At 35.7% G+C, this 26228-nt stretch carries 24 protein-coding genes; 18 read left to right on the forward strand and 6 right to left on the reverse strand.

Annotated features, from left to right (window positions below; genetic code table 11):
- Window positions 1–15: 15 nt before the first annotated feature.
- The 3 genes from CLV62_RS12985 to CLV62_RS12995 all read right to left on the reverse strand — a co-directional run bounded on the left by CLV62_RS12985 (window position 16) and on the right by CLV62_RS12995 (window position 2308).
- A complete protein-coding gene (locus CLV62_RS12985; protein ID WP_110311211.1) occupies window positions 16–390 on the reverse strand; it encodes a hypothetical protein in 375 nt (124 codons plus the stop codon).
- Between the two features lie 71 nt (window positions 391–461).
- Window positions 462–1400 carry a hypothetical protein gene (locus CLV62_RS12990; protein ID WP_110311212.1) on the reverse strand — a complete coding sequence of 313 codons (939 nt, stop codon included), beginning with the start codon at window positions 1398–1400 and terminating at the stop codon, window positions 462–464.
- Window positions 1397–2308, reverse strand: coding sequence for a helix-turn-helix transcriptional regulator (locus CLV62_RS12995; RefSeq protein WP_110311213.1), 912 nt, complete (start codon window positions 2306–2308; stop codon window positions 1397–1399). The genes CLV62_RS12990 and CLV62_RS12995 overlap by 4 nt, the downstream gene beginning before the upstream one ends.
- A gap of 544 nt (window positions 2309–2852) precedes the next feature.
- On the opposite strand from CLV62_RS12995, the gene pta reads away from it, so the two are divergent.
- The 10 genes from pta (at window position 2853) to CLV62_RS13045 (ending at window position 14214) form a co-directional block, all read left to right on the forward strand.
- Window positions 2853–3863, forward strand: coding sequence for a phosphate acetyltransferase (gene pta, locus CLV62_RS13000; protein WP_110311214.1), 1011 nt, complete (start codon window positions 2853–2855; stop codon window positions 3861–3863).
- A gap of 109 nt (window positions 3864–3972) precedes the next feature.
- A complete protein-coding gene (locus CLV62_RS13005; protein WP_110311215.1) occupies window positions 3973–4938 on the forward strand; it encodes a 3-hydroxyacyl-CoA dehydrogenase family protein in 966 nt (321 codons plus the stop codon).
- A 90-nt stretch (window positions 4939–5028) separates the two neighbouring features.
- Window positions 5029–6225: an acetate kinase gene (locus CLV62_RS13010; RefSeq protein ID WP_110311216.1), complete on the forward strand. Its 1197-nt coding sequence runs from the start codon at window positions 5029–5031 to the stop codon at window positions 6223–6225.
- Between the two features lie 269 nt (window positions 6226–6494).
- Complete coding sequence (locus CLV62_RS13015) at window positions 6495–7541, forward strand: agmatine deiminase family protein (protein ID WP_110311217.1); 1047 nt, start codon at window positions 6495–6497, stop codon at window positions 7539–7541.
- On the forward strand, window positions 7538–8566 hold the full coding sequence (locus tag CLV62_RS13020) for a serine hydrolase domain-containing protein (RefSeq protein ID WP_110311218.1): 1029 nt from the start codon (window positions 7538–7540) through the stop codon (window positions 8564–8566). Before CLV62_RS13015 ends, CLV62_RS13020 begins: the two co-directional genes overlap by 4 nt.
- 335 nt (window positions 8567–8901) lie before the next feature.
- Window positions 8902–9777, forward strand: a complete 876-nt coding sequence (locus CLV62_RS13025; RefSeq protein WP_110311219.1) for a carbon-nitrogen hydrolase — start codon at window positions 8902–8904, stop codon at window positions 9775–9777.
- A 148-nt stretch (window positions 9778–9925) separates the two neighbouring features.
- A complete protein-coding gene (locus tag CLV62_RS13030) occupies window positions 9926–10864 on the forward strand; it encodes an NAD-dependent epimerase/dehydratase family protein (protein WP_110311220.1) in 939 nt (312 codons plus the stop codon).
- A 3-nt stretch (window positions 10865–10867) separates the two neighbouring features.
- Complete coding sequence (locus tag CLV62_RS13035) at window positions 10868–11836, forward strand: MraY family glycosyltransferase (protein WP_110311221.1); 969 nt, start codon at window positions 10868–10870, stop codon at window positions 11834–11836.
- On the forward strand, window positions 11817–12239 hold the full coding sequence (locus CLV62_RS13040; protein ID WP_110311222.1) for a cupin domain-containing protein: 423 nt from the start codon (window positions 11817–11819) through the stop codon (window positions 12237–12239). The genes CLV62_RS13035 and CLV62_RS13040 overlap by 20 nt, the downstream gene beginning before the upstream one ends.
- A 67-nt stretch (window positions 12240–12306) precedes the next feature.
- Window positions 12307–14214, forward strand: coding sequence for a polysaccharide biosynthesis protein (locus CLV62_RS13045; protein WP_110311223.1), 1908 nt, complete (start codon window positions 12307–12309; stop codon window positions 14212–14214).
- A gap of 46 nt (window positions 14215–14260) precedes the next feature.
- Here CLV62_RS13045 and CLV62_RS13050 read toward each other — a convergent pair whose 3' ends face one another.
- Genes CLV62_RS13050 through prmC form a run of 3 tightly spaced genes read right to left on the reverse strand, consistent with a single transcriptional unit; the run spans window position 14261 to window position 16261 of the window.
- Window positions 14261–14953, reverse strand: a complete 693-nt coding sequence (locus tag CLV62_RS13050) for a ComF family protein (protein WP_245904090.1) — start codon at window positions 14951–14953, stop codon at window positions 14261–14263.
- Window positions 14922–15416 (reverse strand): regulatory protein RecX, encoded by a 495-nt coding sequence (locus CLV62_RS13055; RefSeq protein WP_110311224.1) that lies wholly within the window; start codon window positions 15414–15416, stop codon window positions 14922–14924. Before CLV62_RS13055 ends, CLV62_RS13050 begins: the two co-directional genes overlap by 32 nt.
- The gene (prmC, locus tag CLV62_RS13060) at window positions 15413–16261 is read right to left on the reverse strand and encodes a peptide chain release factor N(5)-glutamine methyltransferase (protein WP_110311225.1); all 849 of its coding nucleotides are present in this window, start codon (window positions 16259–16261) and stop codon (window positions 15413–15415) included. Before prmC ends, CLV62_RS13055 begins: the two co-directional genes overlap by 4 nt.
- A 107-nt stretch (window positions 16262–16368) precedes the next feature.
- Here prmC and ribD point away from each other — a divergent pair, with 107 nt between their 5' ends.
- The 8 genes from ribD to CLV62_RS13100 all read left to right on the forward strand — a co-directional run bounded on the left by ribD (window position 16369) and on the right by CLV62_RS13100 (window position 26143).
- Window positions 16369–17436, forward strand: a complete 1068-nt coding sequence (ribD, locus tag CLV62_RS13065; RefSeq protein ID WP_110311226.1) for a bifunctional diaminohydroxyphosphoribosylaminopyrimidine deaminase/5-amino-6-(5-phosphoribosylamino)uracil reductase RibD — start codon at window positions 16369–16371, stop codon at window positions 17434–17436.
- 78 nt (window positions 17437–17514) lie between these two features.
- Window positions 17515–18915 (forward strand): DUF6242 domain-containing protein, encoded by a 1401-nt coding sequence (locus CLV62_RS13070; RefSeq protein WP_110311227.1) that lies wholly within the window; start codon window positions 17515–17517, stop codon window positions 18913–18915.
- Between the two features lie 115 nt (window positions 18916–19030).
- On the forward strand, window positions 19031–19696 hold the full coding sequence (porG, locus tag CLV62_RS13075; protein ID WP_394337208.1) for a type IX secretion system protein PorG: 666 nt from the start codon (window positions 19031–19033) through the stop codon (window positions 19694–19696).
- A 113-nt stretch (window positions 19697–19809) separates the two neighbouring features.
- Complete coding sequence (locus tag CLV62_RS13080) at window positions 19810–20547, forward strand: isoprenyl transferase (protein ID WP_110311229.1); 738 nt, start codon at window positions 19810–19812, stop codon at window positions 20545–20547.
- 22 nt (window positions 20548–20569) lie between these two features.
- Window positions 20570–23233, forward strand: a complete 2664-nt coding sequence (locus CLV62_RS13085) for a BamA/OMP85 family outer membrane protein (RefSeq protein WP_110311230.1) — start codon at window positions 20570–20572, stop codon at window positions 23231–23233.
- A gap of 94 nt (window positions 23234–23327) precedes the next feature.
- Window positions 23328–23843, forward strand: coding sequence for an OmpH family outer membrane protein (locus CLV62_RS13090; RefSeq protein ID WP_110311231.1), 516 nt, complete (start codon window positions 23328–23330; stop codon window positions 23841–23843).
- Window positions 23844–23905: 62 nt separating this feature from the next.
- On the forward strand, window positions 23906–24403 hold the full coding sequence (locus CLV62_RS13095) for an OmpH family outer membrane protein (RefSeq protein ID WP_110311232.1): 498 nt from the start codon (window positions 23906–23908) through the stop codon (window positions 24401–24403).
- Window positions 24404–24523: 120 nt separating this feature from the next.
- Complete coding sequence (locus tag CLV62_RS13100; protein ID WP_110311233.1) at window positions 24524–26143, forward strand: DUF4836 family protein; 1620 nt, start codon at window positions 24524–24526, stop codon at window positions 26141–26143.
- The last annotated feature ends 85 nt before the right edge of the window (window positions 26144–26228 follow it).

Consider the following 26228-nt stretch of genomic DNA (forward strand, 5'->3'; position numbering starts at 1 on the left):
AAAACCTCTGTATTTTTAATAGAAGAAAGCAACTATTCTTATCTTTTTACCCAAAGTTTCATCAATAAAAAATCCCAGAATTAATTCAATACTTGAATCAAAGGTGTTGATTAAATTACTTAATACATCCATTTCTTCCACTTTAGGTTGGAATTCTCTATTTGATAATAGAAATATGCAGATATAATTAAACGGTTTTATATTTATAAGAATCTGTTCGCAGACATCTTTCATCCTTTGAGGCGAATCAGATGAATAGTCTAAAACAGACCCATTATTATTATCCAATACGGGTTGAATATCCTCTATTGTTATTGCTATAAACGATTCTAGTGATAATAAATCAATATAAGAATCTAACTTTTCTTTTTCTAACTCTTTTATCTTCATTGATACAAAGATCGAATAGAGGTCTGCCAAACTAAAGCAGATCAGTTTTATTTATGGGAATTTACTACAATTCATATATATAATCGTATTACTTCATCAATATACTCTTCCAGTATATGTTGTTGTTCTTTCGCATTACTGGCATTGTCGAACATTGTATTAAAGTTATCATTAGTATAAACGAAATATTGGTTGTTTCCGGGAGAAGGTTCTTTGGCGTATATTAATTGATCCGATTTTAACTTTGGGGTTTCCAGAATATCAAAAAAAGGTTTCCCCCAATTTTCTTTATTGTCTATAGCAATACAAATAAGAGGTTTTTCTCTATTGTAGTATATTCCTGCCCATATCCATATATCTTTAATTTCCACCTTGCTTTGCACTGATACTTTAAAATAAAACCCACTCCATTCAGTTTGTAAATCTTGTTTATATATCTCAAGTGTGTAATTATCAATACTTCTATTTAAACTTGATTTTAGTATTTCTGTAAAACTGTATAGAGAATAAACTTGTTCTATTTTCATTTTTCTTGTTATTTTAACTATTGAACAGACATTTCTTAAATAGCCTAGATAGGCTGTAAATAATTCTTTTTCGGCAGAGATATTCTCAGGTATATTTTCATTTAGCATATCGTAAAACTCATGCCATGTCTTGGTCTTGAAGGACTCCTTCCATAAAACATAATTAGTTATATAGCCTAACTGAGTACTCGGAATATTGAATGTTGTGCAGTATTGCTCAAAGTGATGGTTTCGATCACCTATTTTACATTCGATTAGATATATCTGATCGCGATTTTTTATTAGAAAATCGGGTCTGCTATCTCCTTCCGAACTCTCTCTTTCGAACCTAGTTATATTATCAAATACCACTTCAGGAAAAAAGAAATTAAGAAATAATTTCTTGAAGTTTTCACTTGTTTGGCACATACTCCATGTTATATCAGACAGAGCGTTTTCATTTCGCAATCGACTTGATATATTTTGTAAAAAATCGTTTATCATACTGTTTGTCTATATCTGATATTCATTTCATTTATGACTTCTCTTATTTCTTCTCTAAACCATATTGGCTCTAGTATTTCAATCTCAGCTCCCATAGATAGCAACTCCTTCCGAAAATCGAATGTTGGATGTATATAATATTGAAATACAGAAAACTTTTCATTAATTTCTATCTCTTTTTGAGAATGATGCAACGGCAGGCTTTTTAGATATTCTGCTTGATAGGTATTTGCTGATATTTTCACTTTGCAGGGAGGGCTATTCTCATCATTTATAATGCCAAAATAATTATAAAAATATTCTTCAGAATCAAATTCTTTTGGTAATTCAAAGTATCGATCGATAAGTGACAGTTTCCGGATGCGATCCAATGCGTATATCATAATTTTCTGCGGCCCCTGACTATAAGCTATTACATACCAACGTTGCTTGAAGACCTTTACGAAATACGGTTCGATAGGAAAGGTCGTGGGTGTATCTCTCCAATAACTCTGATAGGTAATCTCAAGAGCTATATTGTCTCTCATGGCTTCTATTATAGCCGTAAGATATTCTTGCCCAGATGGAATCTGTTCAAATTGGAATCTGTTTTTTAGTTTATGGCTCTCATTAATAAGGTTATTTATAGCGAATGTATTAAGTAACCAGCTACGGAGTCCGCCTTGTTCTATATCTTTAACATTCTCGATATAGTATTTGTATCCGTTTTTTCGATCACATTCTATTATTATATCGAAAATATCTTCGATTGCTTTTCTATGATTATGAAAAGTCCGGAGAGGAATATCATCCCCATTATTCATCGTATTCCTCACCCAACGCTCATTAATCTCTTCAAAAGTAATTTGTTTTGCTTTATAGATTGTATCTACTAACCAAATGTAACGATTGAATATGTCTTTTGCCATATATTATTGTTGTATAAAGAGGATGATGCTTTTTTCTATATATCTAGAAAAGGTAATAAATTTATGGTAGATTCTTTTAGTTCTTCTATAAATCTAAATTAAATATTTTGAGAAAAAAAATCTAAAATACACAGACTGTTTTTTATCTTGTAAAGAAAACATTATATTATGCCATAATATAGCACAAGAGTTGACTTTTGTCTTTTGTAATAATTTGAACTTGTTTAAATATTAATGAAGAGCATGTGTAGGGATGAAAAATCTTTTAGCGGTTGTTTTATGGAGCGTATAATTATACGCCCCTAGGGTTGTTTCATATGATTATCACATGTCGTTTCTCGAATTTAAGCGGACTCTTAGAAAGCTATAATTGAGTTTCGGACATCAATGTTTATTAATTAAATAATATTTTTACATAAAATTGCAAACTCCATGTTACAATTTACTATATTTGTGTTAATAAAAAAACCAAATAAGAAGATATTGGTTATAACTGTCAAAATTGAGTTACGGTCAATCTTCAAAAGTAATAATATAGTAGACTATGGATCTTATTAATGAAATCATTGCCAGAGCAAAAGCAAACAAACAACGTATTGTATTGCCCGAAGGAACAGAAGAAAGAACAATAAAAGCAGCCGATCAATTGCTTGCCGATGGTGTTGCAGAAATTATTCTGATAGGGAATCCTACCGAAATAAAGAATCTGGCTGTAAAATTTAATTTAACTCATATCGATAAGGCTCAAATAGTTGATCCTAAAGACAATGTTAAAAAGCAGGTATATGCCGATTTGCTTTTTGAATTACGCAAAGCAAAAGGTATGACGCCTGAGCAAGCAGCAACACTGGCAGAAGACCCCTTGTATCTGGCTTGTCTGATGATTAAAAACGGAGATGCTGACGGCGAAATTGCCGGAGCTCAAAATACAACAGGAAATGTATTGCGTCCTGCATTGCAGATTATAAAGACAGCACCGGGAATCAGTGTTGTTTCGGGAGCATTTATGATGTTTGTAAAAGACAATGAATATGTACCTAGTGGTGTATTGGTATTTGCAGACTGTGCTGTAACACCAAACCCAACGGCACCTCAGTTAGCAGAAATAGCTATAGCATCGGCACATACCGCAAGAGCTCTAGTAGGCGAAGAGCCAAGAGTGGCTATGTTGAGTTTTTCAACAAAAGGAAGTGCCAAAGATCCTATGGTAGACAAAGTGGTTGAAGCGACAGCTTTGGCAAAAAAAATAGATCCAACTGTGGAAATTGATGGAGAGCTGCAAGCAGATGCGGCATTAGTGCCATCTGTAGGAAACAGTAAAGCTCCCGGAAGTTTGGTTGCAGGTAAAGCAAATGTGCTTGTATTCCCTACATTAGAAGTGGGCAATATCAGTTACAAATTGGTACAACGATTGGCAGGAGCCGAAGCAGTAGGTCCTGTTTTGCAAGGTATGGCTGCCCCAGTTAACGATTTGTCAAGAGGGTGTTCTGTAGACGATATCTATAAAATGGTAGCTGTAACGGCTAATCAGGCGATAGCCGCCAAAAAGAAATAAGATCGCAGACCTTATTATTGCTTTGGGTAAAATATCTTATCTAAAGCTTATTATCACTTAATAATCTAATCTGACACTATAAATTTATTGAAGTTTAAATAATATAAATATGGCTGAAATAGTAGAACCGATAGAAGGTTACGGATTAAGTAAGAAGGATCAGGAGAGAGCATTGTTCTCGAAAATAGGTGTTGTCGGTTGCGGTCGTGATGGACGCAGTATCGTTAATCTGACAGCACAATCGGGTATGGAGGTAGTATTTATCGAAATATCAGAAGAAAAAATACAGGATGCTCTAAGAGAGATTGAGCATAGTTTAGATACAAAAATAGAAAACTGGGGGCTGACTCAAGGCGAAAAACGTGGTACGATGGGACGTATTACGGGTTCTTTGGATTATGCGGACCTTCGGGATTGTGATTTTGTGATAGAGTGTATCCGCTACGAAGCCAATGGTGAGCGTAGTACAACTCTACGTAAAGAAGTTTTTAAAAAATTAGAGGAAGTTCTTTCGCCCGATGCTATTATTGCAACTAATGCAACAACAGTAATTATCAGTGAGCTTTCGGCTGACATGACCTATAAGGAGCGTTGCGTGAGTTTACACTTTCCTATTCCTCACAGCGATGCAAGATTGCTTGAAATTGTAAAAGGAACGTTTACTTCTCCTGAAGTAGTTGAAAAAGTAATTCGTTTCTCAAACCTAATCAAACACCTGCCAATAGAAGTTCGTGAGAGTAGCGGATTGGTTAGTATGCGTCTGATGACAATTATGTTGAACGAAGCATGTCATATATTAATGGAAAATTTGACATCGATGGAAGACATCGACAAAGAATTTACCGTTATTTATGGACAACGTTATGGTATATTCGAATTAGCAGATCTTCTGGGTATTGAAAAAATTGTTATGTTGATGGAAGACATGTTCAATGAATATGGAGACCGTAAGTATAAAGCATCGCCAATTTTGTGGAGACTGTATCACTCAAAACAATACGGAGTGCAAACGGGAAGAGGTTTCTATATTTATGACGAAGCCGGAAAACGTGTGACACCTAACAATTTAATCTAAGGGCTCAGACCTTTCAGTTAACAGTTAACAGTCAACAGTTAGCAGTTTTTACCCGTAGCTATTTTACTTTACTTACTTAAGACGAAGATCATGAAAATATTAGTATTGAACTGCGGAAGTTCATCCATAAAATACAAGCTTTTCGATATGGAAAGCAAAGAAGTGGTTGCTCAGGGAGCCATTGAAAAGATAGGATTAAAAGGTTCTTTCCTCAAATTTCCTTTCAAAAACGATAAAGTTATTCTCGAAGGTGAAATTTTGGAACACAAATCGGGCATAGAATATATATTAGGTGTATTGACCAGCGAAAAATACGGCTGTATTAAATCGCTAAGTGAGATCGATGCAGTAGGTCACCGTGTGGTGCATGGCGGCGAGAAGTTCAACAAAAGTGTACTTATCACCGACGATGTAATGGCAAAAGTGGTAGAGTGTATAGATATTGCACCGCTTCACAATCCGCCCAATTTAGCAGGTATCAATGCTGTTAAAGACTTGATGGGCGATATTCCTCAGGTGGCAGTATTCGATACGGCATTTCATCAGACAATGCCATCAAAAGCATATATGTATGGTCTGCCTTATTCGTTGTATGAGAAATATGCTATCCGCCGTTACGGTTTTCATGGTACAAGCCATAGATATGTAACACGCCGTGCGTGCGAATTTTTAGAAGTTCCTTTCGAAAGTCAGAAGATAGTATCGGCACACATCGGTAACGGGGGCTCTTTAGCTGCTGTTGCAGAGGGGAAATCAGTAGACACAAGTATGGGGATGACTCCTGTTGAAGGTCTGTTGATGGGAACCCGTGCAGGCGATGTGGATGCAGGCGTGTTGTCTTTCATTATGGAAAAGGAAAACGTAGGACCTCAAACCATGTCTACCATCGTAAATAAATTCAGTGGTTTGTTGGGTATCTCGGGATTATCATCTGATATGAGGGATATTCGTGCAGGTATCGATAAAGGAGATAAGAGAGCCGAACTGGCATTCGATATGTTTACCTACCGTATCAAGAAATATGTGGGTGCTTATGCTGCTGCTCTGGGTGGTATGGATGTACTTATATTTACGGGTGGTATTGGAGAAAATCACTCTATAACCAGAGAGATAGTGTGTAAAGATCTGGAGTTTATGGGTGTGAAACTCGATTTTGATAAAAACAACGAAATTCATGGAGATGAGGCTGTAATCAGTACTCCCGATTCGAAGGTCAAGATTGTGGTGATTCCTACCGATGAAGAATTTATGATTGCTTCCGATACAATGGGAATAGTAAGCGCTTAAGCACACATACCTTTTTATAAAGAAAAGCTAAAGATTAAATAGGCTAGAGGCATTAAAGTCTATTGGGATATCAAACAAGCCGCAATTAAATATTTAATTGCGGCTTGTTTGCATAAGATAACGCAAAATATGTAATTTTGTATACTGATATTGGCTTTTACGTGTGGGGTTCTGCTCTGACCGTAAAACAGTAAAGTTTAACAGGCGTTTGGAGTAGAACCCCACCCCTGCAAAATACGAGAGTAAATAGTTGAAAGAATTTAGAAGTAATGAAAAACGATAAAAATAAATTATTCACCCTTCCTGCCGAATGGCATCCGCAAAGTGCAATTCAGTTGACATGGCCACACTATGGGACAGATTGGGATTATATGCTTGAAGAGATAACCGCATGCTATATAAATTTGGCACGCATCATTCTTCAATACCAAAAACTGATCATTGTTTGCCGAGATGATGCAGCCGTAAAGTTACTGCTGAATGTAGATGAAAGTCTACTTGAAAATCTTGTTTTGGTAGAACTGCCTACCAATGATACCTGGGCACGGGATCATGCCGCAATTTCGGTTTTTGATGAAGATAATAAGAAGTATTTGTTAGACTTTACCTTCAATGGTTGGGGACTCAAATTTCCATCTAATTATGATAATCAAATAAACAGAGGGCTGTTTGCTGCTACGGTTTTTCAATCGGATGTAGAATATGTCAATAAAAAAGACTTTGTTCTTGAAGGAGGTGCATTAGAATCGGATGGAAAAGGCACATTGCTTACAACATCCGAATGTTTGTTGTCTCCGAATAGAAATTCAGCTTTTACTAAATCGGAGATCGAAAGTTATCTGACTGATACTTTTGGTTTAAAGAAGGTATTATGGTTAGATCACGGTTACCTGGCAGGTGATGATACGGATAGCCATATAGATACACTGGCTCGTTTATGTGACGAGCATACTATTGCTTATGTAAAATGCGAAGATGAGGCTGACGAGCATTATGATGCTCTTTTGAAAATGGAAAAACAATTGCAAGGTTTTGTTGATCTGAATGGAAATCCTTATAATCTGATTGCATTGCCTATGGCAGATAAGGTGATTGAAGATGGTCAACGACTTCCGGCAACCTATGCCAATTTTTTAATAATGAATGAGATTGTACTTCTTCCATTCTACAATACAGCAACAGATTTAATGGCTCAGGAGCAATTACAGAAAGCTTTTCCAACCCGAAAAGTGATAGGTACAGACTGTTCTGCTATAATCAAACAGCACGGATCGCTGCATTGTATCACTATGCAATACCCCGAAGGTTTTTTATGATGAAGCAATTAACAACTTTTTTTTGGGTATCTCTGTTTGCAACGTCGTCTGTTTTCGGACAAAAATCAAATGATTTTACAAGAATAGATTCGCTTATTCATGCCGAATCTCAAAAGCCTTTTAACGGAGTCATTCTTATTTCTCAAAATGGGAAGACTGCTTATTTTAAAAAGCAGGGATATTCGGATTTAGAGAAAAAGACGGTTCTAAAAGACGATAGCCAGTTTGTAATAGGGTCTGTTTCCAAGCAAATTACGGCTGTTATGATTTTGCAGGAATATGAAAAGGGACATATTCAACTTCATGAACCGATAAAGGCTTATTTACCTGAGTTGACTCAGGGTTGGGCAGATTCGGTAACCGTTCACGATTTATTGTGCCATACGCATGGAGTAGTCGATTTTAATAAACTGTCTCTATTTCCGGCAGGTAGTCAATATTTATATTCTCAGATCGGCTATGAAATATTATCCGATATAGTAGAAAGGATAAATAATGACAGTTTTGCTAATCTATCATTAAAACTATTCAGGAAGATCGGAATGAATAATACATTTCACCCCGAATCGAAATACTACAAAGATCTTGTGAAATCTTATAATGAAGATGAGAATGGCGTTCTTATTCCAGAGACCGAAAAGACAAAGTATGCTCCTGCAGGCGGTTTTATCTCAACGGCAAATGATCTTTTGACCTGGAATGATTATTTATATAATGGGAAATTGCTTCAACAATCGACTTTTGATTTGATGACTACCAAACAGCCCAATGCTGTGAGGAATCATCCTATATTTGGAGAAACGAGTTATGGTTATGGTATCACAGTAGATACCAATAATGATATTCAACAGTTAGGGCAGACAGGCTATGTACCGGGTTCGGTTTGCATGAGCTTTTATTTTCCCGAATCCAAAGTCGGTGTCATAGTTCTAGAAAATATAGCTTATGATGCGGACAATATAAAGGAAACATTTTTTTATCATACTGCTATTTTAAATATGGTAAGAGATAATTTAAGTAAATAATGCGAATCAGTAGCGGAGTCATTTTATCTATCTATATAAGGGGCAGTTACCAAGTTAGGGTGCAGTAGGGGCTGACCTGCGTGTCTGTCCGATGGAAAAACCCAAGAACAGTAAACAGTAAAAAAGAACTCGAAAAAAAGTGTTACTTTTGTTACCTTTGTAACTTTTTAAATAGTGAGTCTTTGATTTACAGTAAATTAGAAAAATACCAAAAGTGACACTTATCGGTCATTTAACGGTTACTTTTGTTACCTTAATTGTTTACTTTTTGTAACCTTTGACTACTTACGATGTAACTTTTTACTCTTGATTGGCATAAATAATAATTGAAGATTATGAAAATAGGAATAGTACAACAATCGAATACTTCGGATATAGAAGTCAATATAAATAAATTAAAGGCTAATATCAGAGAGCTTGCTTCACAGGGAGCCGAACTTATAGTATTACAAGAATTACATAACTCTCTTTATTTCTGCCAAACAGAAAACACGGATATTTTTGATCTGGCAGAAACGATTCCGGGTAAATCGACCGATCAGTTTGGCTTATTGGCTAAAGAATTAGGTGTTGTTCTGGTTCTTTCTCTGTTCGAGAAAAGAGCTCCCGGATTATATCACAATACGGCGGTAGTTATAGAAAAAGACGGTTCAATTGCTGGTAAATACCGTAAGATGCATATTCCGGACGATCCGGCATATTATGAGAAATTTTATTTTACTCCCGGTGATTTAGGTTTTCAACCGATCGAAACCTCTTTGGGTAAGTTGGGTGTTCTTGTTTGCTGGGATCAATGGTATCCCGAAGCTGCACGCCTTATGGCTTTGGCAGGGGCGGATATTCTTATCTATCCTACGGCTATCGGTTGGGAGTCAACTGACTCTGATGATGAAAAGAACAGACAAAGAGATGCATGGACAATTTCTCAGCGTGGGCATGCTGTTGCTAATGGATTACATGTAGTTTCGGTTAATAGAATCGGGCATGAGCCCGATCCGTCGAATCAGACAAATGGAATCCAATTTTGGGGAAGCAGTTTTGTTGCAGGCCCTCAGGGTGAAATTCTGTGGACGGGATCGGATGATAGGGAGGAGAATCAATTAATAGAAATAGATATAAAAAAATCGGAGAATGTTCGTCGTATTTGGCCATTCTTTAGAGATCGCCGTATAGATGCCTTTTCGGAGATTACAAAGAGGTTTATTGATTAAATATTGTGATCGATACAATATTTGTAAAGTCTCTGCGTTTTTCACTAAGCGAGTGATCTTTTCACTTGATTAAGATTTTGCTGTTCTATTTAATCCTTCAAAAATTAAGGAATGAATAGATAGAGTTCTTATCTATCAAAAAACAAAAATGAAAAAAACAATTTTACTGACAGGAGCATATGGTTTTGTTGGTTCTAATCTTGCGAATTATTTAAAATCAGAATATACAATCTGGGCGTTGGATATTAAGGAGTTTAAAGTTGGGCTATATGATAAATATTTTTCATGGACAGATTTTAGTTCTATCCCTTTCGATGAAATCGACACGGTAATTCATCTTGCAGGCAAAGCACACGATACAAAAGGAAAAAGTCAAGCTAATGAATACTTTGAAATAAATACAGGCTTAACTCAAAAAATATACGATCGATTTTTATCATCCCAAGCTAAAAGATTTATATTTTTTAGCTCAGTGAAAGCTGCAGCTGATTCAGTGGAAGAAGGTTTTTTGACTGAAGAAATTATACCTAATCCTAAGGGGGCGTATGGCGAAAGTAAAATCAAAGCAGAAGATTATATTCTTAGTCAAAACTCCGGTAATAAGAAATATTATATTTTACGTCCGTGCATGATACATGGTCCGGGTAATAAGGGTAATTTAAATCTGCTATATACATTTATTCAGAAAGGCATACCTTATCCGTTAGGAGCATTTGATAATAAACGATCATTCACATCTATTGACAATCTAAGTTATATTATCGAAAAGATTGTTTCATTAGATATTGATAAAGGAATATATAATATAGCAGATGATGTACCATTGTCTACTAATGAATTAATACGTATTATTTGCAAAGGGGTGAATCAAAAGCCTAAAATCTGGAAGTTTCCGGTGCCTTTAGTTACTTGGGGAGCTAAAGTAGGTGATTTGCTGCATCTTCCTTTAAATACCTTTAGATTGAACAAACTAACTGAAAATTACCTTGTTAGTAATGAAAAAATAAAACGAGCCATAGGTGTCGATACGCTTCCTGTTTCATCTGCTGACGGCCTTGAAAAAACAATAAAGTCTTTTAATGAATAAAATATGCTTTATCTACTGATTACTTGTATACTGGCAATCTTAATGGTTGTTTACTTCAAAATTGCAGAAAGGTATAATATTGTCGATAAACCAAATGAAAGAAGCTCCCACAAGGAGGTGACTTTAAGAGGAGGAGGTATTATATTCTGGTTTTCGGCTTTACTGTATTTCACTCAACACGCCTCTGAAAATTATTTATTTTTCATAGGAATCACTATTGTTAGTTTAGTTAGTTTTTGGGACGATATTCAGAGTTTGTCTAATAAAGTTAGAATTTTAGCACACTTTTTAGCAATATCTCTGATTTTCTGGAATGTTGATCTTTTCAGCCTTTTGCCTTGGTGGGCAATCGCAGTCTCCTATATTGTAGCCATAGGTATTATAAACGCATATAATTTTATGGATGGAATTAATGGTATAACAGGACTCTATACCTTGATTGTGATGGGTTCTGTATTATATGTAGACTGTTTTATTGTCAGTTTTATGGATAAAGATTTTATAATCTATGGAATGTTGGCAAGTATCGTTTTTCTGTTTTTTAATTACAGAAAAAAAGCCAAATGTTTTGCGGGTGACGTAGGCAGTATTGCTATTGCTTATTGGGTTATATATCTATTAGTAGCCTTAATGATATCTACCGATTCTTTAATCTGGATTTTATTTTTGGCAATATACGGAGTAGACGCAATATGTACAATTCTTCACCGTTTATATTTAAGACAGAATATATTTAAACCACATAGATTACATTTCTATCAGATTATGAGTAATGAGTATAAAATAGATCACCGGATAGTTGCTCTTGGCTATGCAATTGTGCAGATGATAATCTCATTTGTAGTTATTATCAGTTATAATAAGCTGGATAGTTATCTTATTATACTAGTTGTTTTATGTCCTCTGATTTTAATTTATTTATTGAAATTTAAACTTATAGCTTTACAAAAGAATGAAAGCGCAACTAATTGAAGGAGGATCTTTTCAGGATTCCAGAGGAAGCATATCATTTGTGAATGATTTTTGCTTTAAAGATATTGTGAGATTTTATATTCTGGAAAATTCGGAAGAGAATAAGATAAGAGCGTGGCAGGGACATAAGTTAGATTGTAAAAATTTTTATTGTCTTGTTGGTTCTTTTCGCGTATCGTATGTGAAAATTGATAATTGGGATAAACCTTCCAAGGCATTAAAAGTTGAAAGTGTAATTCTTCGTGCAAGTAAAAGTCAAATATTGTCTATCCCTGCAGGTTATGCCAATGCTATTGAATCTTTAGAAGCCAATTCGAAATTAATATCTTTTTCTACATTGCCATTAGATGAAGTTAAAGATGACGATGTCAGGTACAATAAAGATATGTGGTTACTTCAATAATTAAAAGGTAAATACTTTGTTTAGTTAGAAGTCGAAAATCTCAAGTCATGTTTAAAATCACAGAAAAATGATACACGAAATATTTAATGCTTTTTTAAAGAAAAATTTCCTAAGTAGATGGGTTATTTTGCTAATAGATTTATTTATTATTCTAGGAGTATCTATCCTGTCGTATACTATTGTAAATCAGGTGTATCACAGCTTGTCTGTTGTTCTTCCCGATTTTAATGAATTTATCTGTATCTCGGTTGTGGCAAACTTATGTGCATTTTTGGTATTTAAAACATATCATGGTATTGTACGTTATTCTACATTTTATGAGATTCAACGTATTTTTATATCTCTATTAGTTTCCCATGTAATTATATTTCTTCTGATCCACTTTCCTCTTAATTTTTCAGGGAGTATTACAATTGCTTATTGTTTTATATCGCTGTTATTTTCTATAATCGGATTACTTGGGTTTCGCTTATTTATCGTATTTGCCTATCAAAGCTTTCTGTTCAGGAAAAATAAGGATAAAAAAATATCAGTCTATATATACGGGACATCGCCCGAAAGTGTTTCTTTACAGCAATCAATTTCTATGTATAGAAATAAATACCACATAAAAGGTTTTATTTCATTGGATAAGGGTAATACTTCGAAACGTATTGCTAACTATCCTATTTTATGCGTTGAACGTGATCAGCTGGATGATTTAAAGAAAGAGGGGGTTCGAGCGATTCTGTTCCCCAATGATGAATATTTTAAAAATGATAAGAAGTTATTAGACAGGCTTCTGAGTTTAAAAATTAAGACCTTTGTTGTTCCTCAGCTTAAGGATGCTAATGAGCCTATACACGAACGTATACGTTCTGTTCAAATAGAGGACTTATTGGGTCGTCCTGAAATAGAAGTGAGTTTTGGTATTATTGAGAAAAATGTCAAAGGAAAAACCGTTTTAGTGACGGGGGCTGCAGGGTCTATTGGTAGTGAAATTGTTCGACAATTAGGACACTTTGCTCCGAAGTTAATTGTTTGTGTAGATCAAGCCGAAACTCCGTTGAATGAGTTGGAGTTGGAATTAAGAGAAAATTTCAAAGGTTTAAATTTTGTGACCTCTATAAGGGATGTACGTAATAAAACTAATATAGCCAAGGTCTTTAATGAGTTTAAACCTAATGTTGTATATCATGCAGCGGCATACAAGCATGTCCCTATGATGGAAAAAGATCCTTGTGAGGCGATTACAACAAATGTGCAGGGAACAAAGATATTGGTTGATCTTTCGATTGAGTATTCTGTAGGCATGTTCGTTATGATCTCTACAGATAAAGCTGTAAATCCAACGAATATTATGGGTACATCAAAGAGAATTGCAGAAATTTATGTACAAAGCTGTGCTATGAATCCATCTATTAATAAATCGAATACTAAATTTGTGACTACGCGTTTTGGGAATGTCTTAGGTAGTAACGGATCAGTTATACCTAGATTTAGAAAGCAAATAGAAGGAGGAGGACCTATTACAGTAACAGACGCTAATATTACACGTTACTTCATGACTATTCCCGAAGCTTGCCGTTTGGTACTTGAGGCGTCGGTAATAGGAAAGTCGGGTCATATATATGTTTTTGATATGGGTGAACCAGTTAAGATATTGGATCTGGCTACAAGAATGATCGAATTGGCGGGTTTAGTTCCTCATCGAGACATTAAAATTGCATTTTCGGGACTACGCCCCGGTGAAAAGCTCTATGAAGAATTATTAAATGACTCGGAAATAACTCAACCGACCACACATGAAAAAGTGATGATCGCTAAAGTCAGAGAGTATGACATTGAAGAAGTAGCTCCTCAGATTGAAGAGATAATCCATAAAGCGAAAAACGGTGACAAAAATAGGATGGTGATTTTGATGAAGGACCTGGTTCCCGAATTTATTAGTAAAAATTCTGAATTTGAACACTTTGATAAGCAAAAAGTAGAATGAAAATTTAAAACAAAGGAGGCATACTATATAGTATGACTCCTTTGTTTTAAACAGCAAATCCTACGGTAAATATACTGATTCTTGCCTCCGGGCATGATACGATGAGTTTAGCACAGGCCTCGAGTGTAGACCCTGTTGTCACTACATCATCAATAAGCAGGATATGCTTGTCCTTAAACTGATTTTTATCTTTTATACCAAATATACCTTCTGTGTTTTTCCATCGTTCAAATCTGGAGTTTTTTGTTTGAGACGGATTGTCTATAATGCGGATTAAATTCTCTGCATTTACAGGTATGTTTATCTTACTCGATATTCCGTTTGCAAGCATCATAGCTTGGTTATAGCCTCTGCTTTTTAATCTGTTCCTGTGCAAAGGGATGGGTACAATAAAATCGACATCATCGAAATAATTGCTTTTTGCAATTTCCTTACCACATATCTCTCCTATATAAATAGCCAACCGGGAATTGTTTTTGTATTTGATTTCGTGGATAATCTTTTGAATACTTCCTCCTTTTACAAAATAAGCAAATGAGGCTATACGGACAAAAGGGAACCGTCCGGCAAAAAACACCTCTAATTTGTTATCCGGATTTGCGAGGTGATTGGTTTTGGGTAGTTTGTATAGGCAATTCAGGCAGATAAATTTTTCACTATTGACGAGTCTTTCCCCACAACAGACACATAGCCGTGGGAAAAAAAGTTCAAAGAAATGATTCAAAATAGTCTTCACCATCAGTATCCAGTATTTTTGATAAACACTTCTTTATTTGATCAAAAGAATAACCTCTTCCCATTCCGAAACGAACAAGCTTAGTCCACTTTTCATAATCGTTAGAGGCTTTCACGCTTTTGGCTTTATTAATAAGTATTTTCATGAGAGGAGCTTCAAAATCGGCTCCTTCTATTTCTTCGAAGCAGGAGTTAATTGTAGACTCGGAGATTTGCTTTTTTTTCAGTTCAAATACAATCTTTACTTTACCCCATTTATTGAATTGTATTTTATCTTTTATAAAACTCCTGCAATAACGCTCTTCATTCAGAAAGTTTTCTTTTTTTAAGCGGGCAATGATTCTTTCGGTACTTTCATTCTCTAATTCCCATCCTTGGAGTTTCTTGCGTACATCAGATTCCGCTCTTTCGGCTTTGGAGCAGTACGCAGCGATTTTAGGTAAAGCCTGAGTCTCGGAGTATCTCATCGTGATTTGTAATATTCGGCTCTTACCATTCGGTCATTACCTGAAATGTCTTTGATCAATTGAATGGTAGAAAAATTCTTGTCTTTAAGCATTTTGATTGTTTCCTGCCCTTTCATTCTGTTGATCTCGAAATACAGTTTCCCTCCATTCGTGAGTAGCTGTGTAGCAACATCTGCTATTCTCTCGTAAAACAACAAAGGATTGCTGTCTGCTACAAAAAGAGCTGTGTGAGGTTCATACTCCAATACATTTGTGTGCATCTGAGATTTTTCAGAATCCAAAACATAAGGCGGATTGCTTACAATTATATCAAATCTTTGTTCTGTCGGATAGTCTGAGAGTATATCTACCTGACTAAAGGCAACATCAACCGAATTGTTTTTACTGTTACGATTGGCGACCTCCAGTGCTTCGTTCGAAATATCCCAGCCTTCCACAGTACTTTGAGGTATGTATTTTTTTAGAGAGATGGCGATGCACCCGCTTCCTGTTCCTATATCTAAGATCCGAATATCCTCTCTTTTGTTTTCATTGATGATAAGTTCAACAAGCTCTTCTGTTTCGGGTCGTGGAATAAGGACGTTTTTATTTACCGAATAAGGAAGTCCATAGAACTCGGTTTCTCCTAATATATATTGTATGGGTTCGAATTTTTGCAGGCGTTCTATAATCTTGTCTATTTTTAGAAGCTCCTCTCCTGTTATTTTCTTACTTTTGTCAGATAAAAAAGCCGGGATCGACGATTGGGTGACATTCTCGATCAATAATCGGGTAAGTCCCGATATTTCAGTGTCAGGATAAAAATCGGACAATGATTTTCGGATATTTTGGATTATATCTTGCATAAAGGCAAAATTAAATATTTTTATTAAGTAAACAAGCGGAAGAGTTACGAGTCACGAATGTAGCAAAGCAGGTAAAACCTGTTTACTGATAATTGATAATTGAGAAGATGCTTACAGACAACAAATATATGAAACGATGCTTGCAGTTGGCTGCCTGCGGAAAGGGCTATGTTGCCCCTAATCCGATGGTTGGTGCTGTCGTTGTGCATAATGGCAAAATAATAGGAGAAGGCTATCATCGGCAATATGGAAAGGCGCATGCTGAAGTGAATGCCATAAATGCGGTTTCGGATAAAAGCTTATTAAAAGAATCGACCATCTATGTGTCTTTAGAGCCCTGCTCGCATTACGGAAAAACTCCTCCCTGCTCGCAGTTAATTATAGATTCGGGTATTCCACGAGTAGTTATTGCAACTCTTGACCCATATCATAAAGTGTCGGGTAGGGGGGTGAATATGCTTAAAGAGGCAGGTGTCGATGTTGTAACAGGTATTCTCGAAAAAGAGGCTCAGTATTTAAATAAGGAATTTTTTGTTTCACAAACTCAACACCGACCTTATATCTACTTAAAATGGGCACAAACGAAAGATGGTTTTATTGATAAAAAAAGAAAGGATGGGGAAGCGGTAGAACCCACTCCTATATCCAATAATTTAACAAAAACGCTGGTGCATAAATTGCGATCAGAGGTTTCGGCTATTATGATTGCAACGAATACGGCAGTAAACGATAATCCTTCACTGACAACCCGTTTGTGGTTTGGTAAAAATCCTGAACGGATTATTTTGGATAGAACAAGACGAATTCCTGAAAATTACCATCTTTTTGATAACACCGTAAATACAATAATCTTTACAGAAAAAGTGGAAAAAGAGGTCGTAAATGATAAAGTAAATTTTGTTCCTCTTCAATTCAATCAAGAGATAATTCCATTAGTTTTAAAAGAGTTAAATAAAAGAAAAATAGACTCTTTACTTGTTGAAGGAGGAGCCGCTCTATTGCAGGGCTTTATTGATAGGGGGGCTTGGGATGAGGCTTACATAGAAGTTGCCGATAAACGCTTTACAGAAGGAACAAGAGCACCTGATATACATGGTGAAATAGTGGATGATCGGAAAATCATAGACTCTCATGCTATACATTTGGTGAACAACCGTAATTATAAAATATTATAAATATTAGCATTCTTCGAGTTTTAGTGGAAAATCTTTCTATTTTTGCACACTGATACAGTATAAAACCGTATAAACAAAATGAATATAAAGTATATAACTTTCCTATTTTCGTGTTTACTTCTTTTTTTATTATTTCCATCTTGCGGTGATAATGATACTACTACTGACTATACTTCTTCATCGAAAGATGCACAGATTTATTCTTTTTCGATAACAGCAATTGCACCCATCAGCGAAGACTCTGTTCAAAGGGCGCAAGATTCTATTCGATTCATTCGGGTTGGCAAGACTAAATTTGCGATAGATCAAGTGGCAGGAGTTATTTATAATCCTGATTCATTGATGTATGGTACAGTCCTTGATTCGGTAAAAGTGGCGATAACATTCAATGGAAGTTATCAGCCGGCTAAAGTGTTGGTTACTACGCCTGACTCGGTGAATGGTTATGTCTGGAATCTGGAGGATTCTATCAGTTTTGCTAAACTGCCGGTCAAACTTACTGTAACATCACCAAGCGGAAATCTTAAAACTTACAATATTGATATCCGTACACACAAAATAGATCCTGATACCCTTCTCTGGAAACAGATGACATCATATCCAAGTACTTTTGGCGAGTCAAAAACTTTATTGTTAAAAGACAGTGCTTTTTATACCTATGGAATTAGCGGTAGCTCTGCTTTATTGTATACAAGCAGTAAGTCGTCAACCTTAAGTTGGACAAAACAAACTTTATCGGGTTTTTCGTCTAATGTGAAGCCTGAAAGTATCTTTTTGATGAATGGAGTGTTTTACGCATTAGATCAGACGGGGAATTCATATAGTTCAGCCAAAGGTCTTGACTGGAAAAAATTAACGACTACAAAAACCTTAACTTCAATCTTAGGAGTCTTACCCGCAGCTAATAGAGCAGACGACCAGTTGTTGGTTACCTATAATAATGGTGGTAAGTATTATTTTGGAAAAACAAAAGATCTGATAACTATAACAGAGGTTTCATCTATAAGCGTGTCTCCTTATGACAATCAGGTTCCATCTAATTTTCCTTTACAAAAAGCAGCATCTTATACAAGTATAACTACCAATAAAAATAAGAGGATGTTGATTCTTACTGCCGGTATCAGCAGTGGAGGAGTGGAACTGCCTTATACATGGCTTATTAAAGATTCGGATGATGGGCTCGAAATGTCTCCATTTATAAAGAATACTCTTTTTAAAGGAGCTGGTCTTTCTAATTTTGTTTATGGTGATAATTTATATGCATTAAGCAATAACCAATTCTATATATCTGTTTTATGGGGCGAGTTGTGGACTATAGCTCCTAATAAGCAAAAATTCGATCCTGCTATTGCTGCACGGACCGGGCAAACGGCTATTGTAGATGCCAATAATTTTATCTGGATATTCGGAGGAGTATCAGAAGGAAACAAAGGTTTAAGTGATGTTTGGAGAGGCCGTTTAAATAGCCTTATACCTTAATCGAAACTATCCCAGGAATAAAATAATTGCATACCTTACTTGCAAAACAAGAGTATTGATGAGAAGAAGCCTATATGAAAATAGAAACAAGATACATATTCTCCTGTTGGTTTTCATGGGGTTGTTTTCTTCTGTAAATGGCTTTTGTCAAGAATATGAATATGAAATAGGAGGAATGACGGGAATATCCTCATATATGGGAGATGCCAATAAGACAAACCTGTTTCAGAGTCCTAATTTTGCTCTGGGAGCAGTATTCAGGTATAATAAAAACTTTAGATGGGCTTATAAAGCGAACCTTGTGGTTGGAGGAGTTTCAGGGGATACGCGTAAATCCGGAAATGTTTTTCCCAATCAACAAAATACTTCGTTTAGTCGAACGTTTTATGAATTAGGAGGACAGGTTGAGTATAATTTTTTCCATTATAGTGATAAATATCAGTATTTGGGAACCAGAAAATTCTCTCCTTATATTTTTACCGGACTTGGTTTCACAGTGGGCTCCGGAGATGAAACGTTTTTTGGGATGAATCTACCGTTGGGTATTGGCCTTAAATATAAATGGAAAGATCGCTTAAATCTGGGCTTTGAATTTTCATTCCGAAAGTTATTTGGCGATTCTTTTGATGTAACTTCTAAAAAAGGAGATTTATCTTTAGATGACCCGTATAATATAAAGAGTAGTTTTTTCAAGAATAAAGACTGGTATCTTTTGACTATGTTTTCGGTAACCTGGGATTTTGGTTTACGTAGCAAATCCTGTGTAGATAGTTTATATTAATGTAATTATACATATTCAATAGAGTATTATTCAGTTTAACTGACGGTTTTTGATTACTTACAAAAGCAATAAAAAGGTCTGAAACCTTAATTCATATATAAAGAGAAAAATAGATGTCGCTTTTAGAGAAAATAAATAAAGATCGATTACCGCAACACGTTGCTATCATTATGGACGGCAATGGGCGTTGGGCAAAACAACGTAACCTTGATAGGACATTTGGGCACAAAGAAGGAGCTGTGTCTGTTCGTAGTGTGATAGAGACAGCTGCAAGACTTGGGATTTCATATATAACCTTATATACATTCTCGACAGAGAACTGGAATAGACCTGCTGAAGAAGTGGAGGCTTTGATGTCGCTTCTGATTGAATCGGTATCAAGAGAAACTCCGGAACTTATTAAAAATAATATAAGACTAAAAGCTATAGGAGATTTGGATCGGTTACCGGCCAAAACCCGTACGGCTTTGGATAACTGTATCAAAGAAACCTCTGTAAGTACAGGTCTTACGCTGGTATTAGCTTTAAGTTATTCGGCGCGATGGGAAATAACGGAAGCAACCAGAAAGATAGCAGCTGCTATAAATTCAGGGGAATTAACGCATGTTGATGAATCTACGATAAGTGATTTTTTGACAACAAAGGGTATCCCCGATCCGGATTTGTTGATTCGTACCGGAGGCGAACTTCGAATAAGCAATTTCCTTTTGTGGCAGGCAGCTTATTCCGAATTTCATTTTACGGAGACTTTATGGCCCGATTTTCGGGAAGAGGCTTTGTATGAAGCTGTAGTGGATTATCAATGCCGTGAAAGACGCTTTGGCAAAACGAGTGAACAAATCAACAGTTAATTGAATTAAACAAAAAAAGAATATGCTCAAAAGAGGTTTATTTGCTTTATTATTATCATCTTTTATTTTTAAGATTGACGCACAAGTCCAACAAACGGATAGTGTGGCATTAAAAGCTGTGAATGAAGCAATAGCGAATTCAACTAGTTCTGTTGATAATGGTCCACTTCCTGTTATAACCTATACTCTTACCCCAAAGAAGTATAAGATCGCAGAAATAACGGTATCAGGTATTAAGAATTCAATGTACGAAGATTTTGTTCTGATAGGGTTTTCAGGATTATCAGTTGGTGATGATATAGAAATACCCGGTACTGAAATAACAAATGCTGTAAGACGTTTCTGGAAACAGGGACTTTTTTCGGAAATAAAAATTACTGCAACTAAAATAGTTGGCGAAAAAATCTGGTTGAATATTGAATTGAAAGGTCGTCCCCGTATTTCCGACATCTCTTATGAAGGTGTGAAGAAAGGTGAAAGAGAAGATATAGAAAGCAAGCTCGGAATGGTAAAGGGTAATCAGATTACTCCTAACATGATAGATGGAGCAAAAAAAATAATCAAGAGATATTTCGATGACAAAGGCTTTAATAATGCTGTTATTACTATAACACAGGAAGAAGACCTATCGAAAGAGGATCACATTATTTTGAAAATCGCAGTAGATAAGAAAGAAAAGATCAAAGTATATGATGTTGTCCTAGACGGTAATGTGGAAGTTTCGGACGAAACGCTTGAAAAAGCAATGAAAAAAACGAGACATAAACATACTATGTCCGCTAAAGTTCGAAATTTCCTTCGTTCTACAAATTATGTACCGGAAAGTTATGAGGCGGACAAAGCAAATCTGATTGCTAAATATAACGAATTGGGGTATCGTGATGCCCGTATTCTTTGGGATACAGTATACAAATACAATGATAAGAAAGTACAAATAGATATTAAACTTGACGAAGGTCAACAATATTTTTTACGCAGTATAAATTGGGTTGGAAATACTGAGTTCTCAACAGATCAGTTAAATGCTGTATTGAATATGAGAGCCGGAGATGTTTATAATCAAAAGAAACTATCATCCCGTTTAACTGGTGACGAAGATGCGGTAGGTAATTATTACTATTACAATAATGGTTACATATTCTATCAGGCGGATCCTGTAGAAATCAATATTGATAAAGACTCGGTGGATCTTGAGATACGGATTTTCGAAGGTCCCAAGGCTACAATACGAAAAGTGATGATTTCGGGTAATGATCGTCTGTACGAAGATATTGTAAGACGTGAACTTAGAACTAAGCCGGGAGCATTGTTTAGTCGTGAAGATTTGATGCGTTCGTTGCGTGAGGTTGCCCAGATGGGACACTTTGATCCTGAGAAGATACAACCGGATGTTCAACCCGATAGAGAATCAGGAACGGTAGATATAGCATATCCGTTGGTTTCTAAAGCAAATGACCAGGTCGAATTTTCAGCAGGATGGGGACAAACCGGTATATTAGGTCGTCTTAGCTTGAAATTCACAAACTTTTCTTTAAAGAACTTATTGAATCCCGGATCATATAAAGGAATCATACCTCAGGGAGAAGGTCAAACACTGCAATTGAGTGGACAAACAAATGGTAAATATTACCAATCTTATTCAGTTTCATTTACCGACCCTTGGTTTGGAGGAAAACGTCCTAACTTCCTTTCTGTTGGAGCATATTATTCTATACAAACGGGTGTAAATAGTAACTTCTTTAACACTAGTAATTTGACTAACTCAAATTATATGTATAATCAGGGAGCTTCAGAGTCTATGCTGAATAACTCTTTAGATCCTGACAAATCAATTAAAACTTTTGGAGTATCTGTCGGATACGGAAAACGTTTAAATTGGCCGGATGACTATTTTCAACTGGAAGGGGGATTATCATATCAATTGTACAGCATGAAAAACTGGGACTATTTCTTGGTTCGTAACGGACAAAGTCATAATATCAGTGCATCAGTAACATTGTCTCGTAACTCTATAGATAATCCTATCTACACACGTCGAGGTACTCAATTCTCGTTAAGCGTACAAGCTACACCTCCTTACTCGCTTTGGAATGGAGTAGATTATGCTTCTATGGGAAGTGATGTCGCAGGTGTGGATGCAGGAGAAAAATACAGATGGGTAGAGTATCACAAGTGGAAATTTAAATCCAAGACATTTACATCTCTGATGCCTTCTATTCAAAAAACTCCGGTATTAATGACTCGTGCTGAATATGGTTTAGTCGGATATTACAATAAACATAAAAAATCTCCTTTCGAAACATTCTATATGGGGGGTGATGGTATGTCCGGAGCTTCTTCAGGATATGCAACCGAAATCGTAGGTCTTCGTGGATATGAAAACGGATCTATAGGATATTATGCAAGTGCATATACCCGTTTAGCTTTAGAGCTTCGTTATCCGTTAATTCTTGAGCCATCATCAACTATTTATATCCTATCATTTGTTGAGGCCGGTAATGCTTGGAGTGATATTAAAGATTTGAATCCGTTCGATCTTAAACGTTCGGCAGGTTTTGGAGCACGTATTATGCTACCTATGATCGGACTTATTGGTATCGACTGGGCGTATGGATTTGATAAAGTTAACAATCAACGCCAGTACGGAGGAAGCCAATTCCACTTTATTATCGGGCAAGAGTTTTAATAAATGTTGATTTTAACACTATTTACAGGTTCTGTAGTAAACTAATTGGAGGAATAGTTGTCTTATATATGTATGAAATAAATTTTGAGGCATCATGAAGAAACTTATTTTGTTTTTCGGCTTATTTATTTCATTTGCATTCAGTGCGTATTCGCAAAAGTTTGCACTGATTGATATGGAATATATATTGAAAAATATAAGTAGCTACGAAACGGCCAATCAACAATTGGAAGCTATATCGAAGAAATGGCAAACAGAAGTGGAAACTGCTCAACAAGAAGTACAGAATATGTATAAGACTTATCAGTCGGAAATAGTATTCTTATCGGCAGAGCAAAAGACTAAAAAAGAAAACGAAATCGTTGAAAAGGAAAAAGCGGTGCAAGAGCTTAAGCGAAAATACTTTGGTCCCGAAGGCGAAGTTTTTAAGAGACGTGAGGCTTTGATTAAACCGATACAGGATGATATTTATAATGCTGTAAAGGAAATCTCAGATACTAAGGGATACCAATTGGTATTGGACAGAGCATCAGCCAGTAGTATTATTTTTGCATCTCCACGCATAGATATCAGCAATGAAGTATTATCTAAGCTCGGATATTCAAAATAAATTATATACATTTGCGATCAAAGAATTAAAAAGAACAATAAAAACAAAGAAACCGAAGCATTATGTTTAAAAAATTAGTTATCCTTTTTCTTATTGTTGCTCCGATAGGAGTATACGCACAAGATAAACTAGCCTATATTAATACTCAAGAGGTATTTACTCAAATGCCTGAGATAAAAGATGTAGAGACTAAGCTGTCTGCTAAACAAGAAGAGATTCAAAAGAATTTGACTGCTATACAAGCAGAGTACGATAAAAAAATGGAAGAGTTTAAAGCGGATGCAACACAAGTTACGGAAGCTATCCTGACAGATCGTCAAAAACAAATTCAACAAATTCAGGAAAGATACGAAACTTATCAGGAAAACAGTGAGAAAGAGTTTCAAACTCTTCGTCAACAACTACTAACTCCTATTCAACAAAAATTGCAACAAGCAATCAAATCTGTAGGAGATAAAAACGGATACGCTTATATTATCGAAGTAGGAGCAGTTCCTTACGTTTCTACGAGTGCGGTAGATGCAGGTAAATTAGTAAAAGCGGAATTAGGTATCAAATAATTAGATACTGATTGTCTCAAAATATAGGAAGGATGGCTTATCAATTATGCCATCCTTTCGTGTATTAATTTTAAGAGCCTATTTGCAGAATATATTTAAAAAAAAATTTATAATATTAAGATGACTGGTAAGAACATATTTTTTGTTATTGTAATGACATTGTTCGTTTTCGCCTCGTGTAGCGATTCTAAAGATCCGATAGATGCTATTCCGGCTGATGCCAATTATGTTGTTTGTGTGGATGCCAAATCGTTGGTGACAAAATCAGAATACGATATTTTTGCAAATCCAATGATTCAACAGGCTGTCAGTATGTATAAGGTAACTTTGAAAGATGAGGCAGCCATAAAACTATTGGATGGTTTTTTAAGTGATGCTAATTCTTTAGGGGTAAATCTTAAAAACGATTTATATTTTTATACGAACTATAAGGTATACGGAGTTGTAGTCGGTGTAAATAATGCTGATAAAGTAAAAGATGCACTTGTTAAATTTTCGTTGGTACAGGAAGCAGATATTAAGAAAGAGGGAGGAATATATACGGTTGCTCCTGAACCTCAAAGCTGTCTGGCTTGGAATGGAAATAAATTGTTATTACTGGTTGATATTGCCTCTGCATATGGAAATGGCACTGAAGCAGGAGAGCCTCTTAATCTGGCAGAGTTAGCTAAAACACAATTGAAACAAGGTGCCGATAAGAGTATTAATTCGAATGGAGCCTTTGCCGAATTTTTGAAGAGTAAGAAAGATCTTTCGACCTTCTTCTCTATGAAAGGTTTAGATAAATCTCTTCCTGATCTGGCAGGTTTGGCTAAAGCTACCGAAGTGACTATACCGTTTAAAAAGTTTTTGTCTGATATAGACGGTGTATCTACAGGTATCTATACTTCTTTTGAAAATGGAGAAGTAAAATTTGAGAATAAGTATTTTTATGAGAATGCCGAAGCCGAAAAGAAATTTAAAGACTTACTGTCTCAGTTAAGTGGTAATATCAAAGGAGATCAATTGAAATACATCACCAGCGAGCCATTATTCTTGGCATCGGCGAATGTGAAGGGAGAAGGTGCTTATTCGTATCTGGAAAAACTAGGATTTATTGAATTATTGACTAAAGAACTTCCCGAGAGTGTAGAGCCTGATGAGATTCAAAAAATATTAAAAGATCTGAATGGCGATATTACTCTTGCTATCACATCTAAAACAGCGACTAAAAAACAAGACGATATTTTTAGTGATATGGGAGCTCCGACTCCTGAATTTGTATTCTTTGCAGATCTTTCGAATCCTTCGGAAGTGATCGATTTTATAAAGTTGCAATTGACGAGTGGTGAAATGAAGTACACAGAACTATCTCCAACAAACTTCAAAATAAGTAGTAATAATGTGGATGTCTATTGGGGTGCAAATGGTAAAACGTTTTTCTTCACGAACAATGAGATTGTATATAATAATATGAAGGCTTCAAATCTGACTAATAACTATTCAGCGGTTATTAAAGACAAATCAATCGTAATGTTTGGAGACTTGCAGGTTTTACAATCTTATACGGCGAATAACATTGCATTTCAAGCTTTCGGGCCATTCTTAAGTGAATTCGGTAAGTATGAGTTTGCCAGTACAAGCGATTTAACGGGTGTGGGTAGACTGGAATTGGCTACAAAAGACAAGAATAGTCTGGCAGTTATTTGTAAGCAATTAGATCAGTTAATCTCCAGTTTCGGAGGTTTATTGGGCAGATAAGGTTTTGGTGTTTGGGTATAGGGGGCTGTCTCAAAAGAAATTCCGAACACAGAATACACTGATGTTACAGATTTTAGTACCTCAT

The sequence above is a fragment of the Indolivaga alginatilytica genome (genome assembly GCF_003201355.1).
In the GTDB taxonomy this organism is placed as follows: Bacteria; Bacteroidota; Bacteroidia; order Bacteroidales; family Dysgonomonadaceae; genus Dysgonomonas_A; species Dysgonomonas_A alginatilytica.